General features: G+C 70.6%; 20 protein-coding genes. 10 read left to right on the top strand and 10 right to left on the bottom strand.

The features are described 5' to 3' along the window. Positions 1-60 precede the first annotated feature (60 nt). Complete coding sequence (locus tag GXP76_RS13340) at positions 61-1,581, bottom strand: sodium:solute symporter (RefSeq protein ID WP_242571725.1); 1,521 nt, start codon at positions 1,579-1,581, stop codon at positions 61-63. Between the two features lie 142 nt (positions 1,582-1,723). On the opposite strand from GXP76_RS13340, the gene GXP76_RS13335 reads away from it, so the two are divergent. Beyond that, a complete protein-coding gene (locus GXP76_RS13335; RefSeq protein WP_242571724.1) occupies positions 1,724-3,163 on the top strand; it encodes a PucR family transcriptional regulator in 1,440 nt (479 codons plus the stop codon). Between the two features lie 87 nt (positions 3,164-3,250). Here the strand turns inward: GXP76_RS13335 and GXP76_RS13330 are convergent, their stop codons facing one another. Genes GXP76_RS13330 through GXP76_RS13320 form a run of 3 tightly spaced genes read right to left on the bottom strand, consistent with a single transcriptional unit; the run spans position 3,251 to position 6,899 of the window. Further along, positions 3,251-4,456, bottom strand: coding sequence for a tetratricopeptide repeat protein (locus GXP76_RS13330; RefSeq protein WP_242571723.1), 1,206 nt, complete (start codon positions 4,454-4,456; stop codon positions 3,251-3,253). Further along, complete coding sequence (locus GXP76_RS13325) at positions 4,453-6,528, bottom strand: caspase family protein (RefSeq protein WP_242571722.1); 2,076 nt, start codon at positions 6,526-6,528, stop codon at positions 4,453-4,455. The genes GXP76_RS13330 and GXP76_RS13325 overlap by 4 nt, the downstream gene beginning before the upstream one ends. Beyond that, positions 6,525-6,899 (bottom strand): hypothetical protein, encoded by a 375-nt coding sequence (locus GXP76_RS13320; protein ID WP_242571721.1) that lies wholly within the window; start codon positions 6,897-6,899, stop codon positions 6,525-6,527. Before GXP76_RS13320 ends, GXP76_RS13325 begins: the two co-directional genes overlap by 4 nt. A 198-nt stretch (positions 6,900-7,097) precedes the next feature. Between GXP76_RS13320 and GXP76_RS13315 the strand changes: the two genes are divergently transcribed. Both GXP76_RS13315 and GXP76_RS13310 read left to right on the top strand, forming a co-directional pair. Beyond that, the gene (locus GXP76_RS13315; RefSeq protein ID WP_242571720.1) at positions 7,098-8,255 is read left to right on the top strand and encodes an acyl-CoA dehydrogenase family protein; all 1,158 of its coding nucleotides are present in this window, start codon (positions 7,098-7,100) and stop codon (positions 8,253-8,255) included. A gap of 20 nt (positions 8,256-8,275) precedes the next feature. Continuing rightward, entirely contained in the window at positions 8,276-9,154 is an 879-nt protein-coding gene (locus tag GXP76_RS13310) for an acyl-CoA thioesterase II (RefSeq protein ID WP_242571719.1), read from the top strand. Between the two features lie 128 nt (positions 9,155-9,282). Here the strand turns inward: GXP76_RS13310 and GXP76_RS13305 are convergent, their stop codons facing one another. Next, positions 9,283-10,071, bottom strand: a complete 789-nt coding sequence (locus GXP76_RS13305) for a phosphatase (protein ID WP_242571718.1) — start codon at positions 10,069-10,071, stop codon at positions 9,283-9,285. A 77-nt stretch (positions 10,072-10,148) separates the two neighbouring features. On the opposite strand from GXP76_RS13305, the gene GXP76_RS13300 reads away from it, so the two are divergent. Continuing rightward, positions 10,149-10,634, top strand: coding sequence for a peroxiredoxin (locus GXP76_RS13300; RefSeq protein ID WP_242571717.1), 486 nt, complete (start codon positions 10,149-10,151; stop codon positions 10,632-10,634). A gap of 39 nt (positions 10,635-10,673) precedes the next feature. Here GXP76_RS13300 and GXP76_RS13295 read toward each other — a convergent pair whose 3' ends face one another. After that, positions 10,674-11,288: a TetR/AcrR family transcriptional regulator gene (locus tag GXP76_RS13295; RefSeq protein WP_242571716.1), complete on the bottom strand. Its 615-nt coding sequence runs from the start codon at positions 11,286-11,288 to the stop codon at positions 10,674-10,676. Between the two features lie 88 nt (positions 11,289-11,376). Here GXP76_RS13295 and GXP76_RS13290 point away from each other — a divergent pair, with 88 nt between their 5' ends. Genes GXP76_RS13290 through GXP76_RS13275 form a run of 4 tightly spaced genes read left to right on the top strand, consistent with a single transcriptional unit; the run spans position 11,377 to position 17,243 of the window. Beyond that, positions 11,377-13,008, top strand: coding sequence for a carboxyl transferase domain-containing protein (locus tag GXP76_RS13290; protein WP_242571715.1), 1,632 nt, complete (start codon positions 11,377-11,379; stop codon positions 13,006-13,008). 40 nt (positions 13,009-13,048) lie between these two features. Then, entirely contained in the window at positions 13,049-15,154 is a 2,106-nt protein-coding gene (locus tag GXP76_RS13285) for an acetyl-CoA carboxylase biotin carboxylase subunit (RefSeq protein ID WP_242571736.1), read from the top strand. Then, positions 15,151-16,086, top strand: a complete 936-nt coding sequence (locus tag GXP76_RS13280) for a hydroxymethylglutaryl-CoA lyase (protein WP_242571714.1) — start codon at positions 15,151-15,153, stop codon at positions 16,084-16,086. Before GXP76_RS13285 ends, GXP76_RS13280 begins: the two co-directional genes overlap by 4 nt. Positions 16,087-16,088: 2 nt before the next feature. Then, a complete protein-coding gene (locus GXP76_RS13275) occupies positions 16,089-17,243 on the top strand; it encodes an acyl-CoA dehydrogenase family protein (RefSeq protein ID WP_242571713.1) in 1,155 nt (384 codons plus the stop codon). Between the two features lie 492 nt (positions 17,244-17,735). Here the strand turns inward: GXP76_RS13275 and GXP76_RS13270 are convergent, their stop codons facing one another. Further along, positions 17,736-18,089, bottom strand: coding sequence for a VOC family protein (locus GXP76_RS13270; RefSeq protein WP_242571712.1), 354 nt, complete (start codon positions 18,087-18,089; stop codon positions 17,736-17,738). Between the two features lie 150 nt (positions 18,090-18,239). Between GXP76_RS13270 and GXP76_RS13265 the strand changes: the two genes are divergently transcribed. Both GXP76_RS13265 and GXP76_RS13260 read left to right on the top strand, forming a co-directional pair. Continuing rightward, positions 18,240-19,268, top strand: a complete 1,029-nt coding sequence (locus tag GXP76_RS13265; RefSeq protein ID WP_242571711.1) for an ABC transporter substrate-binding protein — start codon at positions 18,240-18,242, stop codon at positions 19,266-19,268. 3 nt (positions 19,269-19,271) lie between these two features. Next, complete coding sequence (locus tag GXP76_RS13260) at positions 19,272-20,150, top strand: siderophore-interacting protein (RefSeq protein WP_242571710.1); 879 nt, start codon at positions 19,272-19,274, stop codon at positions 20,148-20,150. A 28-nt stretch (positions 20,151-20,178) separates the two neighbouring features. On the opposite strand, the gene GXP76_RS13255 is transcribed toward GXP76_RS13260, so the two are convergent. The 3 genes from GXP76_RS13255 to GXP76_RS13245 all read right to left on the bottom strand — a co-directional run. After that, positions 20,179-20,865: a lysophospholipid acyltransferase family protein gene (locus GXP76_RS13255; RefSeq protein ID WP_242571709.1), complete on the bottom strand. Its 687-nt coding sequence runs from the start codon at positions 20,863-20,865 to the stop codon at positions 20,179-20,181. 156 nt (positions 20,866-21,021) lie between these two features. Beyond that, positions 21,022-21,321, bottom strand: a complete 300-nt coding sequence (locus GXP76_RS13250; protein ID WP_242571708.1) for a hypothetical protein — start codon at positions 21,319-21,321, stop codon at positions 21,022-21,024. Positions 21,322-21,577: 256 nt separating this feature from the next. After that, positions 21,578-23,073 (bottom strand): beta-N-acetylhexosaminidase (locus GXP76_RS13245; protein ID WP_242571707.1); only part of this gene is annotated, 1,496 nt, incomplete at its 5' end.

The raw sequence follows: 23,073 nt of genomic DNA, 5'->3' as shown, positions 1-23,073 counted from the left end.
CCGACAGCGCCGGAAGTGGCTCTGCCGGTGGGCGGGGCTCCGCTCGTGCCCGGTCGGTGTTCAGCCGCTGCTCGTGGTGGTGGCGGACGGCTCCCGGGGACCGGCTTCCCCTCCGCCGGCGGCGTCCTCCGCGCCGTCCGGTCCCTCGCCGGCGAGGCGGCGGCGCCAGGCGGCCAGCACGGCCGCGTCCGTCGGCTTCGTCAGGAGGCTGACGACGAGGTACACGGCGAGCGAGGCGAGCAGTCCGTAGTAGATGGGTTCGTTGGCCAGGATGCCGTACGCCGCCATGAGGGAGATCACGGTCAGCCCGCCGACGACCATCGCGGCGAGCGCTCCCTGCACGGTGCCGCGCTTCCACAGGAGGCCGCCGAGAATGGGGACGAGGAGGCCGCCGACGAGCAGGTTGTACGCGACGTTCAGCGCCCCGACGACGTCGTTGAGCGCGATGGCGATGCAGATCACGGCGAAGCCCATGACCAGGATGAAGGCGCGGTTGTCCCGTACCTCGTCCCGCTCCCCCGCCATGTCCGGCCGGCCGGACCGCTGCCCGAACAGCTCACGCAGCCGCGCCCAGATGTCGTTGTTGGCGACGGTGGCGCAGGCGATGAGCGCGCCGGAGGACGTCGACATGACGGCGGCGAGGGCGGCGGCCAGCACCAGTCCCCGTACGCCGGGCGGGAGTTCGTCCTTGACGATGGTGGCGAACGCGTCGTCGGCGCTCGGCAGCTTCGGGTAGAGGACCTTGGCCGCGGTGCCGATGACGGCTCCGGCTATCGCGTAGACGAGACAGTAGGTACCGGCGACGGTGCCGCCCCAGCGGGCGGTGGAGTCGCCGCGCGCGGTGAACACCCGCTGCCAGATGTCCTGTCCGATCAGCATGCCGAAGGTGTAGATCAGCACGTACGTGAAGATCGTCTCGCCGCCGATGCCCAGGGGGTCGAAGTACTCCGTGGGAAGCCGCGCCTTCATCTCGCCGAAGCCGCCCGCCTTGACGACGGCGATGGGCAGCAGGAGCAGCAGCACGCCGATCGTCTTGACGACGAACTGCACCATGTCGGTGAGCGTGATCGACCACATGCCGCCGAGCGTCGAGTACGCGACGACGATCGCGCCGCCCAGAACGATCGCGACGGTGCGGTGCATGTCGAACAGGACGTCGAAGATCGTGGCGTACGCGATGGTCGAGGTGACCGCGAGCATCAGGGTGTAGCCCCACATCACCAGCCCGGAGATGATGCCGGCGCGCCCTCCGTACCGGAGGTCGAGCATCTCGGAGACGGTGTAGACCTTCAGCCGGGCGATGCGGGCGGAGAAGAACACCGACAGGGCCAGCAGTCCGAGGCCGATGGTGAAGACCATCCAGGCGCCGGAGAGGCCGTACTGGTAGCCCAGGCCGACGCCGCCGATGGTGGAGGCTCCGCCGAGGACGATGGCGGCCATCGTGCCGGAGTACATCCCGGGTCCGAGCCGGCGGCCCGCCACCAGGAAATCGGCTTTGGACCTGGCACGGCGCATGCCCCACCAGCCCATGGCGAGCATGCCGGCGAGATAGACGACGATCACCGCGTAGTCCACAGCCATGGGGCTTCCTCCTGATCGACTCCGGGGGTACCGGGGGTCCGGCCTGTGCCGGGGCTTGTGCGAGTCGACGGTAGGTGGCCGGAAAGGAACGCTGAAGTGTACGTTTCATCCATTCTTTTGGCCGTCGATGGATGGACCGTCCATGCCGGAACCCTCTGCTCCGCCTCCCACCCCGCCGGTTCCGCTGGCCGCGCTGCTCGCGGACGGCCCTCTCGGCCTGCGGCTCGTCGCGGGGCTGCCGGACGCCCGTACGGAGCGTGTGGCCGTCCACTGGGTGCACACCTCGGAGATGGCCGACCCCTACCCGTATCTGCTCGGGGGTGAGCTGTTGCTGACGGCGGGCGTGCAGCTCACGGACGCGCACGCCGAGACCTATGTGAAGAGGGTCGTGGAAGCGGGTGCGGCGGCGCTCGGCTTCGGGGTCGCGCCGGTGTTCGACACGGTTCCGGAGAGCCTGGTCGAGGCGTGCGACCGGCACGGGCTGCCGCTTCTGGAGATTCCCCGGCACATCCCGTTCACCACCGTGGCGCGCGGAGTCTGGCGGCTGATGGCCGAGGCCCGCCACCGGGAGCTGCGCCGGGTCACCGAGGCCCAGCAGGGCCTCGCTGCCGCCGCCGCCCGGCCGGATCCGGTCCCGGCGGTGCTGCGCCAGCTCGCGGTGCGGCTCGGCGGGCGCGCGGTGCTGTTCGCCCCGGACGGCGCGGAGTTGCACGCCACGGGCCGGGATCCGGGGCCGGAATCACGTACGGCCCTGGCCCGGCTGGCCCGCGTGGTGAACCCGCCGCACGGGACGGCCACCGACACCGCCGGCGGCGCGCCCCTGGCCGCGTACGCGCTGGGCGGCGGCCAGGGCCTCGTCCTCGGCGTCGCCGCCGGAAGCCGGGAGGCCGGGGACCACACCGTCACGGGAGCGGCCGTCGTCCTGCTGTCGCTGCTCACGGCGCCCCACCAGGGCGCGGCGGAGGCCGCGCGCTCGGCGGCGCTCGTACGGCTGCTGCTGGGCGCCACGCCCACCGAGGCGGCGCCGCTGCTCGGCCCCGGGCCGTGGACCGTCGTGCACGCCCACGGCGGGGACACGCCCTTCGCCGCGTCCGCGCTGGGCGCGGCGCTCGGCAGCGCGCTGGCGGAGACGGACGGCGCGACCGTCCGCGTCCTCACCGACCGGCCGGTCACCGCCCAGCCGGGCTGGACGCTCGGGGCGAGCGCCCCCGTCGGCCCCGCCGCCCTGGCCGAGGCCGACACCCAAGCGGAGCGAGCGCTGCGCCACGCGGAGGCCACCCGCACCGACCTCGTGCACCACCGCGATCCCGGCCCCGACGCCCTCACCGCGCTCGTCCCTCCTGAAGAGGCGGCGGCCCACGCCCGTGCCCGCCTGGCCCCCATCGCCGGCTCCCCCGCACTGACCGAGACACTGCGCACCTGGCTCTCCCTGCACGGCAGCTGGGACCGCACGGCAGTGGCCCTGACGGTCCACCGCAACACGGTGCGCCAGCGCATCGCCCGCTGCGCGACCTTGCTGGAGGCGGACCTGGACGAGGCGGACGTCCGGATGGACCTCTGGTTCGCGCTGCGGCGGCTGTGATGGCGCCGACCCCGCTCATGAGCGGTATCCGTCCCGATGGACGAGGCAGAACTACGTCACGACGGCCATCAGGTCAGCACCAACAGCTCAGTCGTCCCCGAGGAGCCTGACCAGGTCTTGCAGGTAAATGACCATGTGGGAGGCACCACTGGCATGCGACAGGGAAAGAGCCTTTTCGTAGCAGGCCCGCGCTTGATCCGTATCCCCGCTTGATTGAAATACGAGGCCGATACCTGTGAGGACCTCTGCCCGCTGGTTGCGATCGCCGATTCCCTCGGCAAGATCCAGAGCCTCACGAAAAAAACCGTGCGCCCGGACATAATCGCCCTCCATACGGTGCAGGTGAGCGATACCCGTGAGGGCCTCGGCCCGGCTGTAGCGGTCGCCAATCCTCTCGGCAAGACCCAGTCCCCTGCGGTAATAGTTCATGGCGCGGTCATAGTCCCCCTGCATGCGGTAAGTGTGAGCAATGCCGGTGACGGCCTCGGCCTGTTGGTAGTGGTTTCTGATGGTCTCGGCAAGCCCCAGAGCCTCACGGAAGAAACTGCGCGCTCGATCGTAATCGCCCTGTACACGGTACGTGTGAGCGATACCGGTGCGGGCGACGGTCTGACGGAGGCGATCGCCGATGGTGTCGGCGAGGCCAAGGGCCTCATGGAAAGAACCGCGCGCCCGGTCATAATCGCCCTGCATACGGTACGTATGAGCGATACCGGTAAGCGCGCTACCCTGGCCGATGCGGTCGGCAGTGATTTCAGCCAGTCCCAGTGCTCTACGGAAAAAACCGCGCGCGCCGTCGTAGTCATCCTGCATGAAGTGGGCGTGAGCGATGCCGGTAAGGGCCACTACCTGACGAGAGCGGTCGTGGATGGATTCGGCGAGAGCCAGAGCTTCACGGAAAAGGCCGCCCGCCCGGTCGTACTCGTCCTGCATGCGGTAGGTATGAGCAATGCCGGTAAGGGCCTCGGCCCGACAGCGGCGGTCGCCGACCGCTTCGGCGAGAGTCAAGGCCTCACGGTAAAGCCCGCGCGCCCGACCGTAGTCACTCTGCATGTAGTAGTTGTCGGCGATGCCAATCAGAATACCGGCCTGGCGGACGCCGTCGCCGGTGGCTTCGGCGAGGTCCAGAGCCTCACGGAAAAGGCCGTGCGCCCGAACATAGTCGTGCTGCATGCGGTAGGTGTGGGCGATACCACTCAGGGCCTCAATTCGAAGAGGACGGTCACCGGCTTCCTCGGATGCCCTGAGCAGGGTCATCGACACCGCGCGTCCCTGCTCGACACGGCTGCTCACGCGCAGCCATGTCGCGAGTCGCACGGCAAGCCAACCCGCTCCCGCCCACCACTCGTCCAATGCCTCAAAAACAACCGCCTGCAACTCGCCTGACCGGTGATCGAGCCATGCCTGCGCGGCTTGCGAATCCGTGAATTCCTGGTCGCCGTCACTCTCGTCGCCATACGGGTCCACGCCGTAAATGCTGATCCACGCGGCACGCAGCCGATCGGCCAGGTAGCGGTACAGCCGCTGCCTCGCCTCGCCACGCATGGCCGCAGCATGAGGCTCGGCCAACGCCAGAGCATGACGGCGGAAGAGGTCGTGAAAGGCGAGCCTGTCCCCGTCGGCCAACAACATGTTCCGTGTAGAAGTTGGGTGAGGCCAATACCCGCTCCCGGCACCGCCGACATGGCAGTGATCGAGTCCCGGCCGAAGTCCTCTCCCGGGTTCCAGGCACAGTGCCACAAGAGCATTCGCAGGGCGTCCGGGAGTGCGTTGTACGAGGTGGTGAAGGCCAGGCGTACGGCCTCGTACCCGTCCGGAATGTGCGCGAGCGGGTTCTCGCGCTCCATGCTCGTCAGAACTTCCGAGGCCGGCATGTTCCGCATCAGTACACCAACAGGGCGCAGAGCAATCGGTATGTCGTGACAGCGCTCGGCAATACCCACAAGTTCACCAGGATCCGCGCCCGCACGTACGTCGTCGCTGACCTTCTGGAGCAGCGCGATCGATTCCGCACGGCTGAGCCCGACCGCGTTCAGACGGTCATGAGCGTCGATGTCCTCCAGCCCGTCCCGGCTCGAAATCAAGGCCAGCGAAGGCGAGTTGGGCCCCGGGAGCAGAGGGCGCAGTTGACGCGCGTCCCTGGCGTTGTCCAGCAGGAGCAGCACGCGGCGACCGGACAACCAGGAGCGCCAGGCTTCCATTCGTCCGGAGGGGTCCTGGGGGATCTCGGCCGGCTGGAAGCCGATCAGCTGGAGATGTTCAATGATGATCTGGTCGGGATCACGCGGCTCCCGTTGTGGTGTGAAGCCCGCCAGGTCGATCTCGAAGTGTGCGGCATCGAAGAGCGGTGCCACCCTGGCCGCGACCTGCCGCAGTAGTTCTGACTTGCCCACACCGCCCATGCCGTGGACCACGCACACACCTGGGCCGTCGCCCGCATCTGCCACCTGCCGAGCAGTTGCGGTGAGGTGGTCGATCTCCTTCTTGCGGCCGATGAAGACGTCGCGAGCGGCCGTCAATGTGTTGAGCCTGGACGCCAGGCCGCCTCCTCCACGCGCTCCGGTCGGGCCCGTGTACGCCCTGTTGCGGGCCAGCGGGATGTCACCGCCGAGATTGCGGCTGCCCACCTGGGGCAGCGGCAGCCCCTTCGCGTGGAGGGCGGCGTGCAGGCTCCGGTAGACGACGTTGAGGTCGAGCACGGGACGGTGTTCGCCCGGCCTGCCATCCTCGTCACCCGGCACAGGGCCGGTCAGCCCGCCCTCCAGCAGAGCGATCAGTTCACCGGTGAACGCGCTGTACGGCCCCGAGGGTGGGCAGAAAGCTCTGACTGTCTCGGCGGAGGCGGTCAGCACGCATGTCCTGTCGATCTCGGCGCGGGCGGCGACGATTTGGGGCGCAGCCTTCGCCGACTCGGCGGCGCCCATTCCTCCAGCCAGTGCGATACCACTGAAGCAGCAGTCGATGACGACGACCTTGTGGACAGCCCGCGAGTGGCTCACCGCCTCGCGGATGTCGGCGAACCGGAGTGTCCGGTACCACTTCCCGGTCGGTACCGAATCCGGCAGTGCCAGGTACAACTGCCTTTCATCACCCGGGTCGGTGATGCCGTGCCCGGCGTAGTAGACCACCAGCAGGTCCGTGGCCTCCTCCGCCGCGCGATGCAGGTCGTCCAGCAGGCTTCCGGGGTCATCGGGCTGGAGCCTCTCAAGGCAGTGCTCCGCAGCCAGGCCTCCCACATCGTCACTCGTCAGCAGGTGCCTGAGCTTCGTCACGTTGTTGTTGACAGGCCCGAGTGACGGTAAGTGACGGAACGTGTGGGTGCCGATCAGGACGGCCCTTGACGCTCCCGGATCCGCCGGTTTCACCCGGCGTCCCCCTCCGGGCTCTCGCCGTCGTCTACAGTCCCGCTCTCTCGCAAGCCTCGCAGAATTCGCTCAATGTCTTCGGCCGAGGCGTCGGTGACGGTCACAGATGTGCCCCCGCACTCCAAGCGGACCGTTCGACCGTTCAGGGCAGCCCCACGCGCCGAGCGCCACGCGGCGATCGCCACCGCCAGATTCGCTGCGGCAATACCGTTGCCGAGCAGGAGGTCGATCACATCGAAGGTGCTCATCTCGTCCCTGGACAGGGACGCGACGGTCATAGGAATTCGGCGAGTGCCCGGATCACGCTGCAGCCAAGAATGCAGGTGCGTGAGAGAAAGGGCGTCACCCTCCACGGAGATCTGAACCTGCACGCACGCCCCACCCTCTGTCGATTTCAGTAGCAATCACCCTGCCCCATGGACTTGTTGCTCCGCCAGCGATCGCACGATCCGAGCCAGGCTGTGACGCCTTCAACTCCCTGCACGTCTGGACACCCCCGAGAACCCCCCGGTAACTTGACCTGAGCAAGCGCTTAGAAACAGAGACTCCGAGCGAAGGAGAGGGCTCCCGTGCGCCGTAGCGTTTACAACGAGGACCACGAGGCGTTCCGGGAGACCCTGCGCGCCTTCATCGAGGCCGAGGTCGTGCCCGTCTACGACGAGTGGTACGCCGAGGGTCTGGTCCCCCGCGAGTTCTACTACAAGCTCGGTGAGCTGGGCATCTTCGGCATCGAGGTGCCGGAGGAGTACGGCGGCGCGGGCGAGGAGTCGTTCAAGTTCCAGGCGATCGTCTCCGAGGAGTGCGCCCGCGCGGGTGTCTCCTTCGGAGGTTCCGGCGTGCATGTCGCGCTCTGTCTGCCCTATGTGAAGGCGTACGCCACCGAGGAGCAGAAGAAGCGGTGGCTGCCCGGCTTCGTGACCGGCGAGACCATGTACGCCATCGCCATGACCGAGCCCGGCACGGGATCGGACCTCGCGGGCATGAAGACCTCCGCCAAGCTCTCCGCCGACGGCTCGCACTACGTCCTGAACGGCGCGAAGACCTTCATCACCGGCGGTGTGCACGCCGACCGCGTCATCGTCTGCGCCCGCACCGCCCCGCCGAGCCCGGAGGACCGCAGGCACGGCATCTCGCTCTTCGTCGTGGACACCAAGTCCGAGGGGTACGCGGTCGGGCGCAAGCTCGACAAGCTGGGCCTGAAGTCCTCGGACACCGCCGAACTGTCCTTCAGCGACGTGCATGTGCCCGTCGACGACCTGCTCGGCGAGGAGAACAAAGGCTTCTCCTACCTCGGCCAGAATCTGCCGCAGGAGCGTCTGGGCATCGCCGTCGGCGCGTACGCGCAGGCGTCGGCCGCGATCCGGTTCGCCCAGAACTACGTCCAGGACCGCACCGTCTTCGGCAAGACCGTCGCCTCCTTCCAGAACACCAAGTTCGAACTGGCCGCCTGCAAGGCCGAGGTCGACGCCGCCGAGGCCGTCTGCGACCGTGCCCTGGAGGCCCACGACGCGGGCGAACTGTCCGCCGCCGAGGCCGCGTCGGCGAAGCTCTTCTGTACGGAGGTCGCGCACCGCGTGATCGACAAGTGCCTCCAGCTGCACGGCGGTTACGGCTACATGAACGAGTACCCGATCGCCCGTCTCTACGCCGACAACCGCGTCAACCGCATCTACGGCGGCACCAGCGAGGTCATGAAGATGATCATCGCCAAGTCCATGGGGCTGTAGGGCCTCACGCGATCAGAGCCGTGAACGCACTGGAGTCCCTCCTCGGTCTGCTCGACCTGGAGCGGATCGACGAGGACATCTTCCGCGGTCTCAGCCGCCCGGCGGCGATCCCCCGTGTCTACGGGGGCCAGGTCGCCGCGCAGGCGCTGGTGGCCGCGGGCCGTACCGTCCCCGCCGACCGCCCGGCGCACTCCCTGCACGCGTACTTCCTGCGGGCGGGTGATCCGGGCGCGCCGATCGTCTACACGGTCGACCGCATCCGCGACGGCCGTTCCTTCACCACGCGCCGGGTCGTGGCCGTCCAGCACGGCCGGCCGATCTTCCACCTGTCGGCGTCCTTCCAGACGTACGAGGAGGGCCTGGAGCACCAGAGCGGCATGCCGCGGGCGCCGGATCCCGAAACTCTGCCGACGGCGCGGGAGTTGCTGCCGCGGTACGCGGACCGGTTCGCCGACCCGTCCGTGGCCGGCCGGCTGCTGGAGGCGCGGGCGGCGGTGGATCTGCGCTACGTGGACGCCCCGCCGTACGCCACGGCCGGGGAGCCGCGCGAGGCACGCTCGCAGGTGTGGTTCCGCACGGTCGGCAAGCTCGCCGACGACCCGCTGCTGCACGTCTGCATGGCCACGTACGTCTCGGACATGACGCTGCTGGACTCGGTGCTGCTCGCGCACGGCCGGGGCGGCTGGGCGACCGGTGACATCGTCGGGGCGAGTCTGGATCACGCGATGTGGTTCCACCGTCCGTTCCGCGCGGACGAGTGGCTGCTGTACGACCAGACGTCGCCGTCCGCTTCAGGAGGCCGGGGACTCGGCCAGGCGCGGATCTACACCCAGGACGGGCGGCTGGCGATCTCGGTCATTCAGGAGGGCGTCATGCGCGTGCCCAGGGAGCGCGACTGAGCCCGGCCGCCGTCCCTGGCACCGGTGCCCTTGAGGGCGTCGCGTGGGGCCTGCCGCGCGGCCTCGTACAGAGGTCTGCGCGCGGGTCCGGTACGCCGCCGCCGGGGGTACGCGGCATGCGTACGGCCTCAGATGGTGTTCGTGAGGCCCGCCTCGTTCAGGAGGTACTCCGTCATCGGGTCGTAGAAGCGGGGGTTCGTCACATGGTCGTCGAGCGGGACCGTCACCTGGAGCGTGCCCTCGGCCTCGCCGATGAACAGGGCCGGGTCGTTGCAGTCCGCGTACCCGATCGAGTCGAGCCCTCGCTGGCCCGCGCAGCCGGCCCAGCCGTGGTCGGCGAGCACCAGGTCGGGCTGTGGTCTGCCCTCACGCTCCAGGCCGTCCAGGATGGCCCGCATCGGCTCCGGCGAGTGCGTGTGCCAGAGGGTGGCCCCGCGCTCCAGCATCGCGACACCGGCGAACTGGAAGACCATGCCCTCGTCGGCCATGAGTCCGCCGGGGATCCGGACGATCTCGCAGCCCGCCAGCCGCAGCGCGTCCGCCGTCTGCCGGTGCACGTCCAGCAGCCCGCCGGGGTGACCGGTGGCGAACAGCACCCGCTCCCGGCCCTCCGCCGCCTTGCGCAGCCGCGTGGCCATCCGCCCGAGGGCGTCGACGGTCAGCTCGGGGTCGATGGTGTCCTGGCCGTGCCGGTGCTCCGGATCGTCACTGACCCCGCACCTCTCCGCCATCACGGCGAGCACGTCCTGCTCGTCGGTCCAGCGGTCACCGAGCTCCAGGCCCAGCCAGAAGTGGCGGTCGCCGTTGGCTAGCTTGCGATAGTGGGAGAGGTTGTTGTCCCTGGGAGTGGCCACGTCTCCGGCGATGCGCGTACGGACGAGGTGGTCGACGAGAGCTTCGCGGCTGGGTATCGGCATGAGCCCATTGTGCCGTCAGGTGTCCGCGCGGTGCCGCTCGTCCCGGTGACTGGACGTCGCGCCGATGAGGAGCCCTTGTGTCTGCATCACCCGGTCCCGGCCGCCCCGTGGAGGACTTCACCCTGCCCGGCGGGGTGCTCGACGCGGACGGCGCCTTCGTACGGAGGGAGTACCGCCTCGACGAGCGCCGGGGCAGTCCCCTGGTCCTGGCCTTCTACCCCGGTGACGACACCAGCGTCTGCACCAAGCAGTTGTGCTCGTACTCCAGCGGTCTGGAGACGTTCACGGAGCTGGGCGCCGAGGTCTGGGGCATCAGCCCGCAGGACGTCGACAGCCACGAGGCGTTCGCCCGCAGATACGGCCTGCGGATCCCGCTGCTCGCGGACACCGGCCGCACGGTGGCGCGGGCGTTCGGGATCGCCGCCCCCGGGATCGGACTGCGCCGCGCGGTCTTCCTCATCGCGCCGGACGGCACGGTGCACTGGAAGCACGTGTCGCTGCTCGGCGCGACGTTCCAGCCGGTGGAGACGCTGGCGAGGGAGCTGGCCGCGCTGAAGACCTGACCGGCTTCCACGGACCGCACTTCTTCGAAGGACCGCCCTTCACGGACGCGGCGCGCCGTCCTCTTCACCGAGGGCGGCGAACGCGCCGTGCGCCAGGCGGCGCAGGAGCGTTTCCGCCACCGCCCGCCGGGGTGTGCCGCGGCCGTCGGGGCTCAGATGCGGTGTGGAGTTCAGCAGGCCGAAGACGGCGTGCACGGCGCCGCGCGCGACCGGCTCGGGAACATCCTGGTGGATCTCGCGGACGACGCCGACCCACAGCTCCACGTACTGCCGCTGGAGCTGCCGTACGAGTTTGCGGTCGCTGTCCCGCAGCCGGTCCAGTTCCCGGTCGTGCAGCGTGATCAGCGGGCGGTCGTCCAGGGCGAAGTCGATGTGGCCGTCGATCAGCGAGGCGAGCACGGCCGCCGGGTCACCGGCCGAGGCCGCCACCCGCTGCCTGCCGCCGTCGAGGAGCCGGCCGCTGATGCCGACGAGCAGCTCGGCGAGCATGGCGTCCTTGCCCGCGAAATGGCGGTACAGGCCCGGCCCGCTGATGCCGACGGCCGCCCCTATCTCGTCGACGCCCACGCCGTGGAAGCCGCGCTCGGCGAAAAGCCTGGCGGCCTCGTTGAGGATCTGCTCGCGGCGCGTCGGTGCCGCGGTCCTGGTGCCCATGGAAAACCATTCTAGACAGGAGGGTTAGCGGTCGTTAACCTGAGGAGGATACGTTAACGCTCATTAACCGTGCGAGGGAGCTCGATCGATGCAGCAGGCACCCGTGCTGGCGAGCGCCGCGGACCCGGCGTCCGAGTCCTGGCGGGCCAACGAGGCGGCGCATCAGGAGCTCTCGGACGCGCTGCGCGCCCGGCTCACCGCCGCCCGGCTCGGCGGCGGTGAGAAGTCCCGCGCCCGGCACGTGGCGCGCGGCAAGCTGCTGCCCCGCGACCGGGTGGACACCCTGCTGGACCCGGGATCGCCCTTCCTGGAGCTGGCCCCGCTGGCGGCCGAGGGCATGTACGACGGCCAGGCGCCGGCGGCCGGGGTGATCGCCGGGATCGGCAGGGTCAGCGGCCGTGAGGTGGTCGTGGTCGCCAACGACGCCACGGTCAAGGGCGGGACGTACTACCCGATGACGGTGAAGAAGCATCTGCGCGCCCAGGAGGTCGCGCTGGAGAACAGGCTGCCGTGCGTCTATCTGGTGGACTCGGGCGGCGCCTTCCTGCCGATGCAGGACGAGGTCTTCCCCGACCGTGACCACTTCGGCCGGATCTTCTACAACCAGGCGCGGATGTCCGGCGCCGGCATCCCGCAGATCGCGGCCGTTCTCGGCTCCTGCACGGCGGGCGGCGCGTATGTGCCCGCGATGAGCGACGAGGCCGTGATCGTGCGCGGCCAGGGCACGATCTTCCTGGGCGGCCCGCCTCTGGTGAAGGCGGCGACCGGCGAGGTCGTCACCGCCGAGGAGCTGGGCGGCGGCGAGGTCCACTCCCGTACGTCGGGCGTCACGGACCATCTCGCCGAGGACGACGCGCACGCGCTGCGGATCGTCCGCACCATCGTCTCGACGCTCCCCGAGCGCGGCGCACTGCCCTGGAAGGTCGAGCCGGCGGAGGAGCCCAAGGTCGACCCCGCGGGGCTGTACGGGGCGGTGCCGGTCGACTCGCGCACGCCGTACGACGTCCGCGAGGTCATCGCGCGGCTGGTGGACGGCTCGCGGTTCGCGGAGTTCAAGTCCGAGTTCGGTACGACGCTGGTGACGGGCTTCGCCCGGATCCACGGCCACCCGGTGGGGATCGTCGCCAACAACGGCATCCTGTTCTCCGAATCGGCCCAGAAGGGCGCGCACTTCATCGAGCTGTGCGACCAGCGCGGCATCCCGCTGCTCTTCCTCCAGAACATCTCGGGCTTCATGGTCGGCCGCAGCTACGAGGCGGGCGGCATCGCCAAGCACGGCGCGAAGATGGTGACGGCCGTGGCCTGCACGCGCGTACCGAAGCTCACGGTCGTGGTCGGCGGGTCGTACGGGGCAGGGAACTACTCGATGTGCGGCCGGGCCTACTCCCCCCGCTTCCTGTGGATGTGGCCCAACGCCAAGATCTCCGTCATGGGCGGCGAGCAGGCCGCCTCGGTGCTGGCGACGGTCAAGCGCGACCAGATCGAGGGCCGCGGCGACCAGTGGCCGGCCGAGGAGGAAGAGGCCTTCAAGGATCCGGTGCGCGCCCAGTACGAGACGCAGGGCAACGCCTACTACGCGACGGCGCGGCTCTGGGACGACGGGGTGATCGACCCGCTGGAGACCCGTCAGGTGGTGGGTCTGGCGCTGACGGCCTGCGCCAACTCCCCGCTTCCCCAGAAGGACAGCAACGCCCCCGGCTTCGGCGTCTTCCGGATGTGAGTGACAGATGACCACCAGGACGATCAGGACCACCCAGCCCATGACCAGCATGTTCGACACGGTCCTCGTCGCGAACCGCGGCGAGATCGCGGTGCGCGTCATCCGTACGCTGCGCACGCTCGGCATCCGTTCCGTCGCGGTCTTCAGCGACGCCGACGCCGACGCCCGGCATGTACGGGAGGCGGACACCGCCGTACGGATCGGCCCGGCGCCCGCCTCCGAGAGCTATCTCGTGGCCGACCGGCTGCTGGAGGCCGCCGCCCGTACGGGAGCCCAGGCCGTCCACCCCGGCTACGGCTTCCTCGCGGAGAACGCGGACTTCGCGCGGGCGTGCGCGGACGCCGGCCTCGTCTTCATCGGCCCGACCGCCGACGCCATCTCGCTGATGGGCGACAAGATCCGTGCCAAGGAGACCGTGGCGGCGGCCGGTGTGCCGGTGGTGCCCGGCTCCTCGGGCAGCGGTCTGACCGACGACCAACTGGCCGAGGCGGCCAGGGAGATCGGGATGCCGGTGCTGCTGAAGCCCTCGGCGGGCGGCGGCGGCAAGGGCATGCGGCTCACCCGTCTGGAGTCGGCGCTGCGCGACGAGATCGCGGCGGCCCGGCGCGAGGCCCGCGCCTCCTTCGGAGACGACACGCTCCTGGTCGAGCGGTGGATCGACCGGCCGCGCCACATCGAGATCCAGGTGCTGGCCGACGGGCACGGCAATGTGATCCATCTCGGCGAGCGCGAGTGCTCACTGCAGCGCCGCCACCAGAAGATCATCGAGGAGGCGCCGTCCGTCCTGCTCGACGACAAGACCCGGGCGGCGATGGGCGAGGCGGCGGTGCAGGCGGCGCGCTCCTGCGGCTACCGGGGCGCGGGGACGGTCGAGTTCATCGTGCCGGGCGAGGACCCCGCCTCGTACTTCTTCATGGAGATGAACACCCGTCTCCAGGTCGAGCATCCCGTCACCGAGCTGGTCACCGGTCTGGATCTGGTGGAGTGGCAGTTGCGCGTCGCCGCCGGTGAACGGCTCCCCTTCACACAGGAGGACATCACCCTCACCGGGCACGCGATCGAGGCCCGGATCTGCGCCGAGGACCCCGCGCGCGGCTTCCTGCCGTCGGGCGGCCGGGTGCTGTCGCTGCGCGAGCCGCAGGGCGAGGGCGTGCGCACCGACTCCGGCCTGAGCGAGGGCACGGAGGTCGGGAGCCTGTACGACCCGATGCTGTCGAAGGTGATCGTGCACGCCCCGGACCGGGCGACGGCGCTGCGCAGGCTGCGGGCGGCCCTGGCGGAGACGGTGACGCTGGGCGTCCCGACCAACGCCGGCTTCCTGCGCAGGCTGCTGGCCCACCCCGCCGTGGTGGCGGGCGAGCTGGACACGGGCCTGGTGGAGCGGGACGCGGACGCGCTGGTGGCGGCGGAGGTGCCGGCCGAGGTGTACGAAGCGGCGGCGGCGGTACGGGAACACGGCCTGGCCCCCGCCCCCTCCTTGGAAGGCGGCCCGGAAGGCGGCTGGACCGATCCCTTCTCCGTGCCGAACGGCTGGCGGATGGGCGGCATGACCGTGCCGGTCACCCACCATCTGCGCGTGCCGGGACATGAACCCGTCGCCCACCGGCTGCTCGGCACCGGCCCCTCGCATGTGGAGGCCGGCCGCGTCACCGTCACCGTGGACGGGATGACGCACACCTTCCACCGGGCGGACGACTGGCTCGGCAGGGACGGCGAGAGCTGGCACGTGCGGGACCACGATCCGGTGGAGGCGGCGCTGCTCGGAGCCGCCGGCGCGGGAGGCGTCGACGCGCTCACGGCCCCGATGCCCGGCACGGTCACGGTGGTGAAGGTGGCGGTCGGGGACGAAGTGGTCGCCGGCCAGGGCCTGTTGGTGGTCGAGGCGATGAAGATGGAGCACGTCATCTCGGCCCCGCACGACGGGACGGTCACGGAGCTCGACGTGACGGCGGGCTCCACCGTCGCCATGGACCAGGTACTGGCCGTGGTCGCGCCCGCCGCCGACCCGGCCGCCGCCGGTGCCACCGCCGACCCGGCCGCCGTCATCTCCGCCGACGCCGGCGCCGGCGCCGTATCCGCCGCCGCTTCCGCCGTCCCCGCGTCCGCGGCCGTCACACCCCCCACGGCTCCCGAGGAGGAGAAATGACGCTCCCCATGACCGTCATGGACGAGGGCCTGCCGACCCGGATCCGTATCCACGAGGTGGGGGCGCGCGACGGCCTCCAGAACGAGTCGACGATCGTCCCGACCGAGATCAAGGCGGAGTTCATCCACCGCCTCGCCGCCGCCGGGCTCACCACCATCGAGGCGACCAGCTTCGTCCACCCCGACTGGGTGCCCCAACTGGCCGACGCAGAGCGGCTGTTCCCGATGGTGCGCGATCTGGAGGACGTACGGCTGCCCGCCCTCGTCCCGAACGACCGCGGTCTCGACCGGGCGCTGGCCCTCGGCGTCCGCCAGGTGGCCGTCTTCGCCAGCGCGACCGAGTCGTTCGCCAAGGCCAATCTGAACCGCACGCTGGACGAGTCGCTCGCCATGTTCGAGCCGGTCGTCGCCCGCGCCCGCGACGAACGGCTCCATGTCCGGGGCTATCTCTCGATGTGCTTCGGCGACCCGTGGGAGGGCCCCGTGCCCGTCGACCAGGTCGCCCGGCTCGTCAGGACCCTCGTCGACATGGGCTGCGACGAGGTGAGTCTCGGCGACACGATCGGCGTGGCCACCCCCGGCCATGTGCAGAGCCTGCTCGCCACCCTCATCGAGGAAGGCGTGCGTCTGTCGAAGGTCGGCGTGCACTTCCACGACACGTACGGCCAGGCACTCGCCAACACCTTCGCCGCGCTCCAGCACGGGGTGACCACCGTGGACGCGTCGGCGGGCGGCCTCGGCGGCTGCCCCTACGCCAAGAGCGCCACCGGGAATCTCGCCACCGAAGACCTCCTGTGGATGTTGCAGGGCCTCGGTATCGACACCGGGGTCGATCTCGGCCTCCTCACCGCCACCAGCGTGTGGATGGCCGAACAGCTGGGGCGACCCAGCCCCTCCCGCACCGTCAGCGCCCTCTCCCACAAGGAGTCCTAGCCATGCCCCTGGACCACCGGCTCTCACCCGAGCACGAGGAACTGCGCCGTACCGTCGAGGCGTTCGCGCAGGACGTCGTCGCGCCCAAGATCGGCGACTTCTACGAGCGGCACGAGTTCCCGTACGAGATCGTGCGCGAGATGGGCCGGATGGGCCTGTTCGGCCTGCCGTTCCCGGAGGAGTACGGGGGCATGGGCGGCGACTACATGGCGCTCGGCATCGCCCTGGAGGAGCTGGCCCGCGTCGACTCCTCGGTGGCGATCACCCTCGAAGCGGGCGTCTCCCTGGGCGCGATGCCGCTGCACCTCTTCGGTACGGAGGAGCAGAAGCGGGAGTGGCTGCCGCGCCTGTGCTCGGGCGAGGTCCTCGGCGCCTTCGGCCTGACCGAGCCCGAGGCCGGCTCGGACGCGGGCGGCACGCGCACCACGGCCGTCCGGGACGGCGACGAATGGGTCATCAACGGCTCGAAGTGCTTCATCACCAACTCGGGCACGGACATCACCGGTCTGGTCACGGTCACGGCCGTCACCGGCCGCAAGGAGGACGGCAGGCCGGAGATCTCCTCGATCATCGTCCCGTCCGGCACCCCCGGTTTCACGGTCGCGGCCCCGTACTCGAAGGTCGGCTGGAACGCGTCGGACACCCGCGAACTGTCCTTCTCGGACGTCCGGGTGCCGCTGTCGAACCTGGTCGGCTCGGAGGGGCGCGGGTACGCCCAGTTCCTCCGCATCCTGGACGAGGGCCGCATCGCGATCTCCGCACTGGCGACGGGGCTGGCTCAGGGCTGTGTGGACGAGTCGGTGAAGTACGCGAAGGAGCGCCACGCGTTCGGCCGCCCGATCGGCGCGAACCAGGCCATCCAGTTCAAGATCGCCGACATGGAGATGCGGGCCCACATGGCCCGCCTCGGCTGGCGCGACGCGGCCTCCCGGCTGGTCCACGGCGAGCCTTTCAAGAAGGAGGCGGCGCTGGCGAAGCTCTACTCCTCGACGGTCGCGGTGGACAACGCCCGCGAGGCCACGCAGATCCACGGCGGCTACGGCTTCATGAACGAGTACCCGGTGGCCAGGATGTGGCGCGACTCCAAGATCCTGGAGATCGGGGAGGGCACGAGTGAGGTTCAGCGGATGCTGATCGCGCGGGAGCTGGGGCTGTAGCCGCCCTCTCCCCGGCGGGGGTGCGGGTTTCGTCTGGCGCCGTGCCGCCCAGTGGGTGGTTTTGGCCTCAATCGCCGGCCGGGCTTGTTGTGGTTGCGGTGGTGGCCGGGTGCCGCTCCGGGGTCATGCCCGGACGGCGTGATTTACGGCGCGTGCAAGGCTCGTTGGACCCAGGGGAACCGGGCTTTTCACGCGCCACAAATCAGCCTGAGTGTCCGGCCACGACCCCTGCGCGTCCCCCTTCCAACCCGCAGGCCGTGGACAGCGATCGGTGACCGTCGGGACCACCGGCGTGAGGGGGGCGGGGTCGCAGGAGGGGTGTGTTCGGACACTCAGGCTGATTTGTGGCGCGTGGACAGGGTGGGTCAGCGGGTCCAACGAGCGGTGCACGCGCCGTAAATCACGCCGTCCGGACATACCCCTCCGGAGACCCCGCACCCCGCCCGTCAGCCGACAACCGCAACCCGTACACCGCACCCCGGACGGCACCCCTCAGCGGTGGCCCAGCACATTGACCACCCTCCCGCTCGGGTCCCGGGCGAAGAAGCGGCGGACGCCCCACTCCTCGTCGCGCAGCGTGTGGACGATCTCCGCGCCGCTCGCCCGTACGGCGGCGTACGCCGCGTCCACGTCGTCCACCTCGACGCTCATGTCGGGGACGACCGGTCCCGTCGCGTCCTCCGTCAGGAAGCTGACCTGGGCGGCGGGCGCGGACGGTGAGGCGACGGTCATGACCCAGCCCAGGTTCATGACCTCCTCGAAGCCGAGCAGTGCGTAGAACTCCCGGCTCCGTGCCAGCCCTTCGGGCTGCACCTGGATGTTGGGCACGACGCGGCGGATCGACATCGCTGACTCCTGAGACGAGGTGGGACGACTCCCCCACTCTGCCCCGTACCTCGGACACCCGCCCCGTACGCAGAGGTAAGAAAGGTTAGGCTAACCTATCCGAAACTGCCCATCGGCCGGTCCCCGGCGCGTACGAAAGCGGACATCGACATGCGCAACGCCCTGCATTCGCCCCTCAGCCGTCGCGGCGTGCTCGCCGTCGGCGGCGCCGTCGGTCTCGGCGTCGCGCTCGCCGCCTGCGGGAGCGGTGACGACAAGAGCACGGACGCGGGCGGCGACGACGCGAAGTCGGGTCCCTGGTCCTTCAAGGACGACCGCGGCGAGACGGCCGAGGCCGGCGCCGTCCCGAAGAACATCGTCGCCTTCACCGGCACCGCCGCCGCGCTCCACGACTACGGCATCGAGGTCAAGGGCGTCTTCGGGCCGACCACCACCAAGGACGGCAAGCCGGACATCCAGGCGGGCGACCTCGATGTGACCAAGGTCGAGATACTCGGCAATGTCTGGGGCGAGTTCAACGTCGAGAAGTACGCGGCGCTCGCCCCGGACCTGCTCGTCACCGCCCAGTGGGTGGAGGGTGAACTCTGGTACGTCCCCGAGCAGTCCAAGGACAAGATCCTCAAGCTCGCCCCGAGTGTGGCGCTCCTGGCGGCGGAGACCACCGTCCCCAAGGCGATCCAGCGGCACGCGGACCTCGCCGAGTCCCTGGGCGCGGATCTGAAGGCCAAGAAGGTGACCGACGCCAAGGCCCGGTTCGAGAAGGCCGCGGGCCGGCTGCGGGCGGCGGCGAAGTCCAATCCGGACATCAGGGTGATGATCGGCTCGGCCAGCCAGGACCTGTTCTACGTCTCCCTCGCCAAGATGTCCGCCGACACCCTCTACCTCCAGGAGCTGGGGGTGAGGTTCGTCGAGCCGAAGGTGAACGCGCAGGGCTTCTTCGAGGAGTTGAGCTGGGAGAACGTCGACAAGTACCCGGGCGACATCATCATGATGGACAACCGCACCTCCGCCCTCCAGCCCGAGGCCCTGTCGTCCAGGCCGACCTGGGCGCGGCTGCCGGCCGTCGAGGCGGGACAGGTGATCCCCCGCGTGACCGAGCCCATCTACTCGTACGACAAGTGCGCGCCGATCCTGGAAGACCTCGCCGACGCCATCGAGAAGGCCAGGAAGGTCGCCTGACCCATGACGACCGCGACACCCGGGACGGCGGCCGGCACCGCCCCGTTCCGCTTCTTCGCCCTTCAGGTGCTGAGGACGCGGCGGCTCGGCCCGTCCCTGGTCCGTGTCACGTTCGGCGGCGACACGAGCCCCGGCAACGCGACGGGCGGCGAAGGTCTCACCGGCTTCGCCGCCGGCGGGCGCGACCAGAGCCTGTCGCTCTTCCTGCCCCTGCCGGGGCAGGAGGCACCGGTCGTCCCCGTCGGGGAGGGCGAGGGCTGGTGGGCGGCCTGGCGGGCGCTGCCCGAGCACGTACGGGCGGTGATGCGCTCGTACACCGCGCGCGAACAGCGCCACGACCCGGACGAGCTGGACATCGACTTCGCCCTGCACCCCGACGGCGGACCGGCCTGTCTGTGGGCGGACGACGCGGCCCCCGGTGACCGCGTGCTCGTCCTCGGCCCGGCGGTCGCGGACAACACCGCTGTCCGCTTCCGGCCCCCGGCCGGTACGGACTCCGTACTGATGTGGGCCGACGAGACGTCCCTGCCGGCGGCCGCCGCCATCCTGGAGTGGCTGCCCGCGGGGACGAAGGCGCACGTCTGGCTCGACGTGCCGTACGCCGCCGACCGCATGGAACTCCCGACGGAGGCCGACGCGACCGTCCACTGGCTGGCACGCGACGAGGACGCGCCCTCGGCCCTGGAGGCGGTACGCGCGGCCGAACTGCCCGGTGCCTCGCCGTACGCGTGGCTCGCGGGTGAGGCCGGGACGGTGAAGGAGCTACGGCGCCATCTCGTACGGGAGCGGCAACTGGACCGCCGGCACGTCACGTTCGTGGGCTACTGGCGGCGGGGCCTGAGCGAGGAGCAGTTGCGGGAGGAAGCGGCGAAGGGAGCGTAGGCCGTACGGTACGTCCGGCCCGCGCCCGTCAGGCTGCCGTCTCCATCGCCGGGGCCGGGGCCGGGACCGTGGGTGTCACGTCGCGACCGCCCGCGCTCAGCCACGCGGCGGTGACCGCGGCGTGGGCCTGCGCCGTCGCGGTCGGCAGATCGCCCGTCAGCCGCACCGGGGCGCCGATGTGCACCCGCAGCTCCGGGCGGCGCAGCGGCGCGCTCGCCAGCTTGGTGAACTGCCCGGGGCCGCTGCCCGACATGATGCGCCGGGCTCCCCGCTGCCCCAGAGGCACGACCGGTGCGCCCGTGGCGGCGGCGAGGCGGGCGAGGCCGCTGCGGAACGGGTGGGGAGGTGTCTCGGTGGCGTTCTCGAAGTCCGGTATGCCGCCCTCGCCGTAGATGACGACGAGCCGGCCACGCGCGAGCGCGGCGGCGGCGTCTTCGAGGCACGCTGCGGCCCGTGGGTCGTTGCGGCGGACGGGCACGTGCCCGTCATGGGCGAGCGCGCGCCCCAGGAGCGGTACGCGCCACAGCCCGGCGGCCGCCATCACGACCGGCTCCACGCCCAGCCGGTGCAGCGCGGCGAGCACGATCGCCGGGTCGCTGAGCGAGGTGTGGTTCGCGGCGACGATGCTCCCGGGCGCCAGGTCGGCGGCCCCGTCCAGCGTGACCGTGAGGCGGCCGAAGAACGGCACCAGTGCGGCGGCTGTGCGGCTGAGCATGTGGGGCCTCCGGGGCTCCGGGATCGACTCGGGTTCATGGACGGCGTGCGGTGGTTCTCATGGTCCGCCGGGAGCGCGGCCGGCGGCGTGAGTACGCGTACTCAACCACGCACCCGGCCGGGCTCATCGGCCAACCCGCCCACCGCGCGCCCGCGTTCAGGCCTCGTCCGGGTAGCCCCACTCCAGGTCGATCGCGGCCGACGGCACGACGCCGTGGACCGCCGCCGTCACGTCGCGCTCGAACGCGGCGCTCCACACCCCGAATCCGCGGACGCTCAACGGCCACCTGCCCGTCGTCACCTTCACCGATATCGGCTCCCGGAACTTGCGGAGCTGCACCTCCTGCTCGATCGAGTGCTCCCGCAGAACCTCAGCGAGCGCCGCCCTGACCGTCGCGGCCTGTTGGAGGGATTCGAGCTTGTCGACGCGGAGCGCGAGATGAATGTTCACAGACATGCGCCGCACCCTATCGAGGGCTGCCGCGCGAACCGGGCGCCAGTCCCACCGCCACGGTCCGTGGACGACATCGCCGCGCTCCGGCGCGAGCACCCGTGGGGCGACCGGGACCGACGGACGCCCGCGCCTCGTGCGCGGTCCCACCGTCCGCGCCCCGGGCCGTGTCCGACACATGGCGCCGCCCGCCCGCAAGACGCTGGGCCGGGCCGGATTCGTCAGACCCGGCCCGGCCCCCCGTCCGCGCGGGCAGACCCGCTCAGCCGGCCGGCCAGGGAACCACCGGTGAGCGGTAGTAGTCGATGCCCAGCGCCGTCAGCCGCGGACCCTGCGACGCGAGCCGCTGCTTGTACGTGTCCCAGTCCCGCGCCGACTGCGGCGACCAGCCGATCTCCGCGACGCCGGGCAGCCTCGGGAAGGCCATCTCCTCGATGTGGTCGCTGGTCGACAGGGTCTCGGACCAGAGCGGCGCCTCGACGCCCAGTACCGCGCCCGGGTCGACCCCCGCGTCGGCGAGATAGGCCGCCGGATCCCAGTCGTAGGAGCGGTTCACCTCCACCAACCCGGCCCAGGACTGGCCGAGTTCGGTGTTGCGGTCGTACTTCATGTCCAGGTAGACGCGGTCGGCGGGCGAGAGGACCAGCTTCGTGCCGGCCTTCGTCGCCTCGGCGACCTGCGCGCGCTCGGCGGCGCCCGTGGCGTCGTAGCCCCAGTACTGCGCCACCGCGCCCTTCACCGGAGCGGCGCCGGTCAGCTGGTGCCAACCCATCACCTTCTTGCCGTACTTGCCCACGACCTCCTGCGTCCGCCGCATGAACTCCACATAGTCCTCATGGCTGGTGGAGTGCGCCTCGTCGCCGCCGATGTGCAGGTATCTGCCGGGCGTCAGCTCGGCCAGTTCGCGCACCACGTCGTCCACGAAGTCGTACGTGATCTCCTTGGTCGCGCAGAGCGAGCTGAAGCCGACGGCCGTACCGGTGTAGAGCGGCGGCGCCACGCCGTCGCAGTTCAGCTCGGCGTACGAGGCGAGAGCCGCGTTCGTGTGGCCCGGCATGTCGATCTCCGGGACGACTTCGAGATGGCGGGACGTGGCGTAGCGGACCAGCTCGCGGTACTGGGCCTTGGTGTAGTACCCGCCGGGGCCGCCGCCGACCTGTGTCGAACCGCCGTACGCGGCCAGGCGCGGCCAGGAGTCGATCGCGATGCGCCAGCCCTGGTCGTCGGAGAGGTGCAGATGCAGCGTATTGATCTTGTAGAGCGCCAACTGGTCGATGTAGCGCTTGACTTGGTCGACGCCGAAGAAGTGCCGTGAGACGTCGAGCATCGCGCCGCGGTACGCGTAGCGCGGCTTGTCCGTGATGGTGCCACCGGCGATCTTCCAGGGGCCGCGCTGCCGGCTGTCGCGCTCCACGGAGGCCGGCAGGAGCTGCCGCAGCGTCTGGACGCCGTGGAAGAGGCCGGCGGGCTCGCGGGCGGTGAGGGTGACGCCCTCGCGGTCCGACTCCAGCCGGTACCCCTCGTCGCCGAGCGCGCGGTCCCGGTCGCCGGACACCAGCCGCAGCCGGATCCCGTCGTCACCGCGGCCGCCGTGACCGCGGTCCCGGCCGTCGTCGGTGACCCGCAGGCCGTAGCCGGTGGAGGGCCGCAGCAGCCCCGCCAGATAGGTGCCGACGCTCCGTACCTCGCGGGAGTCGTCGACCCGGATGCGGGTCGTGCCGGTGATGGAGTACGGCGTCCCGCCCGGCCGCACCGAGG

The sequence above is a fragment of the Streptomyces sp. NP-1717 genome (assembly GCF_022695985.1).
Lineage (GTDB): Bacteria > Actinomycetota > Actinomycetes > Streptomycetales > Streptomycetaceae > Streptomyces.
The sequence above is the reverse complement of the archived record's forward strand: the minus strand, read 5'-3'. Positions and strand labels throughout refer to the sequence as shown.

Bases quoted from the DNA above. Each gene is read 5' to 3' on its own strand.
- GXP76_RS13305 (WP_242571718.1), bottom strand. From the start codon at position 10,071: ATGCCGATACCCAGCCGCGAAGCTCTCGTCGACCACCTCGTCCGTACG.
- GXP76_RS13250 (WP_242571708.1), bottom strand. From the start codon at position 21,321: ATGTCTGTGAACATTCATCTCGCGCTCCGCGTCGACAAGCTCGAATCC.
- GXP76_RS13280 (WP_242571714.1), top strand. From the start codon at position 15,151: ATGACGCTCCCCATGACCGTCATGGACGAGGGCCTGCCGACCCGGATC.
- GXP76_RS13265 (WP_242571711.1), top strand. From the start codon at position 18,240: ATGCGCAACGCCCTGCATTCGCCCCTCAGCCGTCGCGGCGTGCTCGCC.
- GXP76_RS13295 (WP_242571716.1), bottom strand. From the start codon at position 11,288: ATGGGCACCAGGACCGCGGCACCGACGCGCCGCGAGCAGATCCTCAAC.
- GXP76_RS13340 (WP_242571725.1), bottom strand. From the start codon at position 1,581: ATGGCTGTGGACTACGCGGTGATCGTCGTCTATCTCGCCGGCATGCTC.
- GXP76_RS13260 (WP_242571710.1), top strand. From the start codon at position 19,272: ATGACGACCGCGACACCCGGGACGGCGGCCGGCACCGCCCCGTTCCGC.
- GXP76_RS13290 (WP_242571715.1), top strand. From the start codon at position 11,377: ATGCAGCAGGCACCCGTGCTGGCGAGCGCCGCGGACCCGGCGTCCGAG.
- GXP76_RS13270 (WP_242571712.1), bottom strand. From the start codon at position 18,089: ATGTCGATCCGCCGCGTCGTGCCCAACATCCAGGTGCAGCCCGAAGGG.
- GXP76_RS13275 (WP_242571713.1), top strand. From the start codon at position 16,089: ATGCCCCTGGACCACCGGCTCTCACCCGAGCACGAGGAACTGCGCCGT.
- GXP76_RS13335 (WP_242571724.1), top strand. From the start codon at position 1,724: ATGCCGGAACCCTCTGCTCCGCCTCCCACCCCGCCGGTTCCGCTGGCC.
- GXP76_RS13285 (WP_242571736.1), top strand. From the start codon at position 13,049: ATGACCAGCATGTTCGACACGGTCCTCGTCGCGAACCGCGGCGAGATC.
- GXP76_RS13255 (WP_242571709.1), bottom strand. From the start codon at position 20,865: ATGCTCAGCCGCACAGCCGCCGCACTGGTGCCGTTCTTCGGCCGCCTC.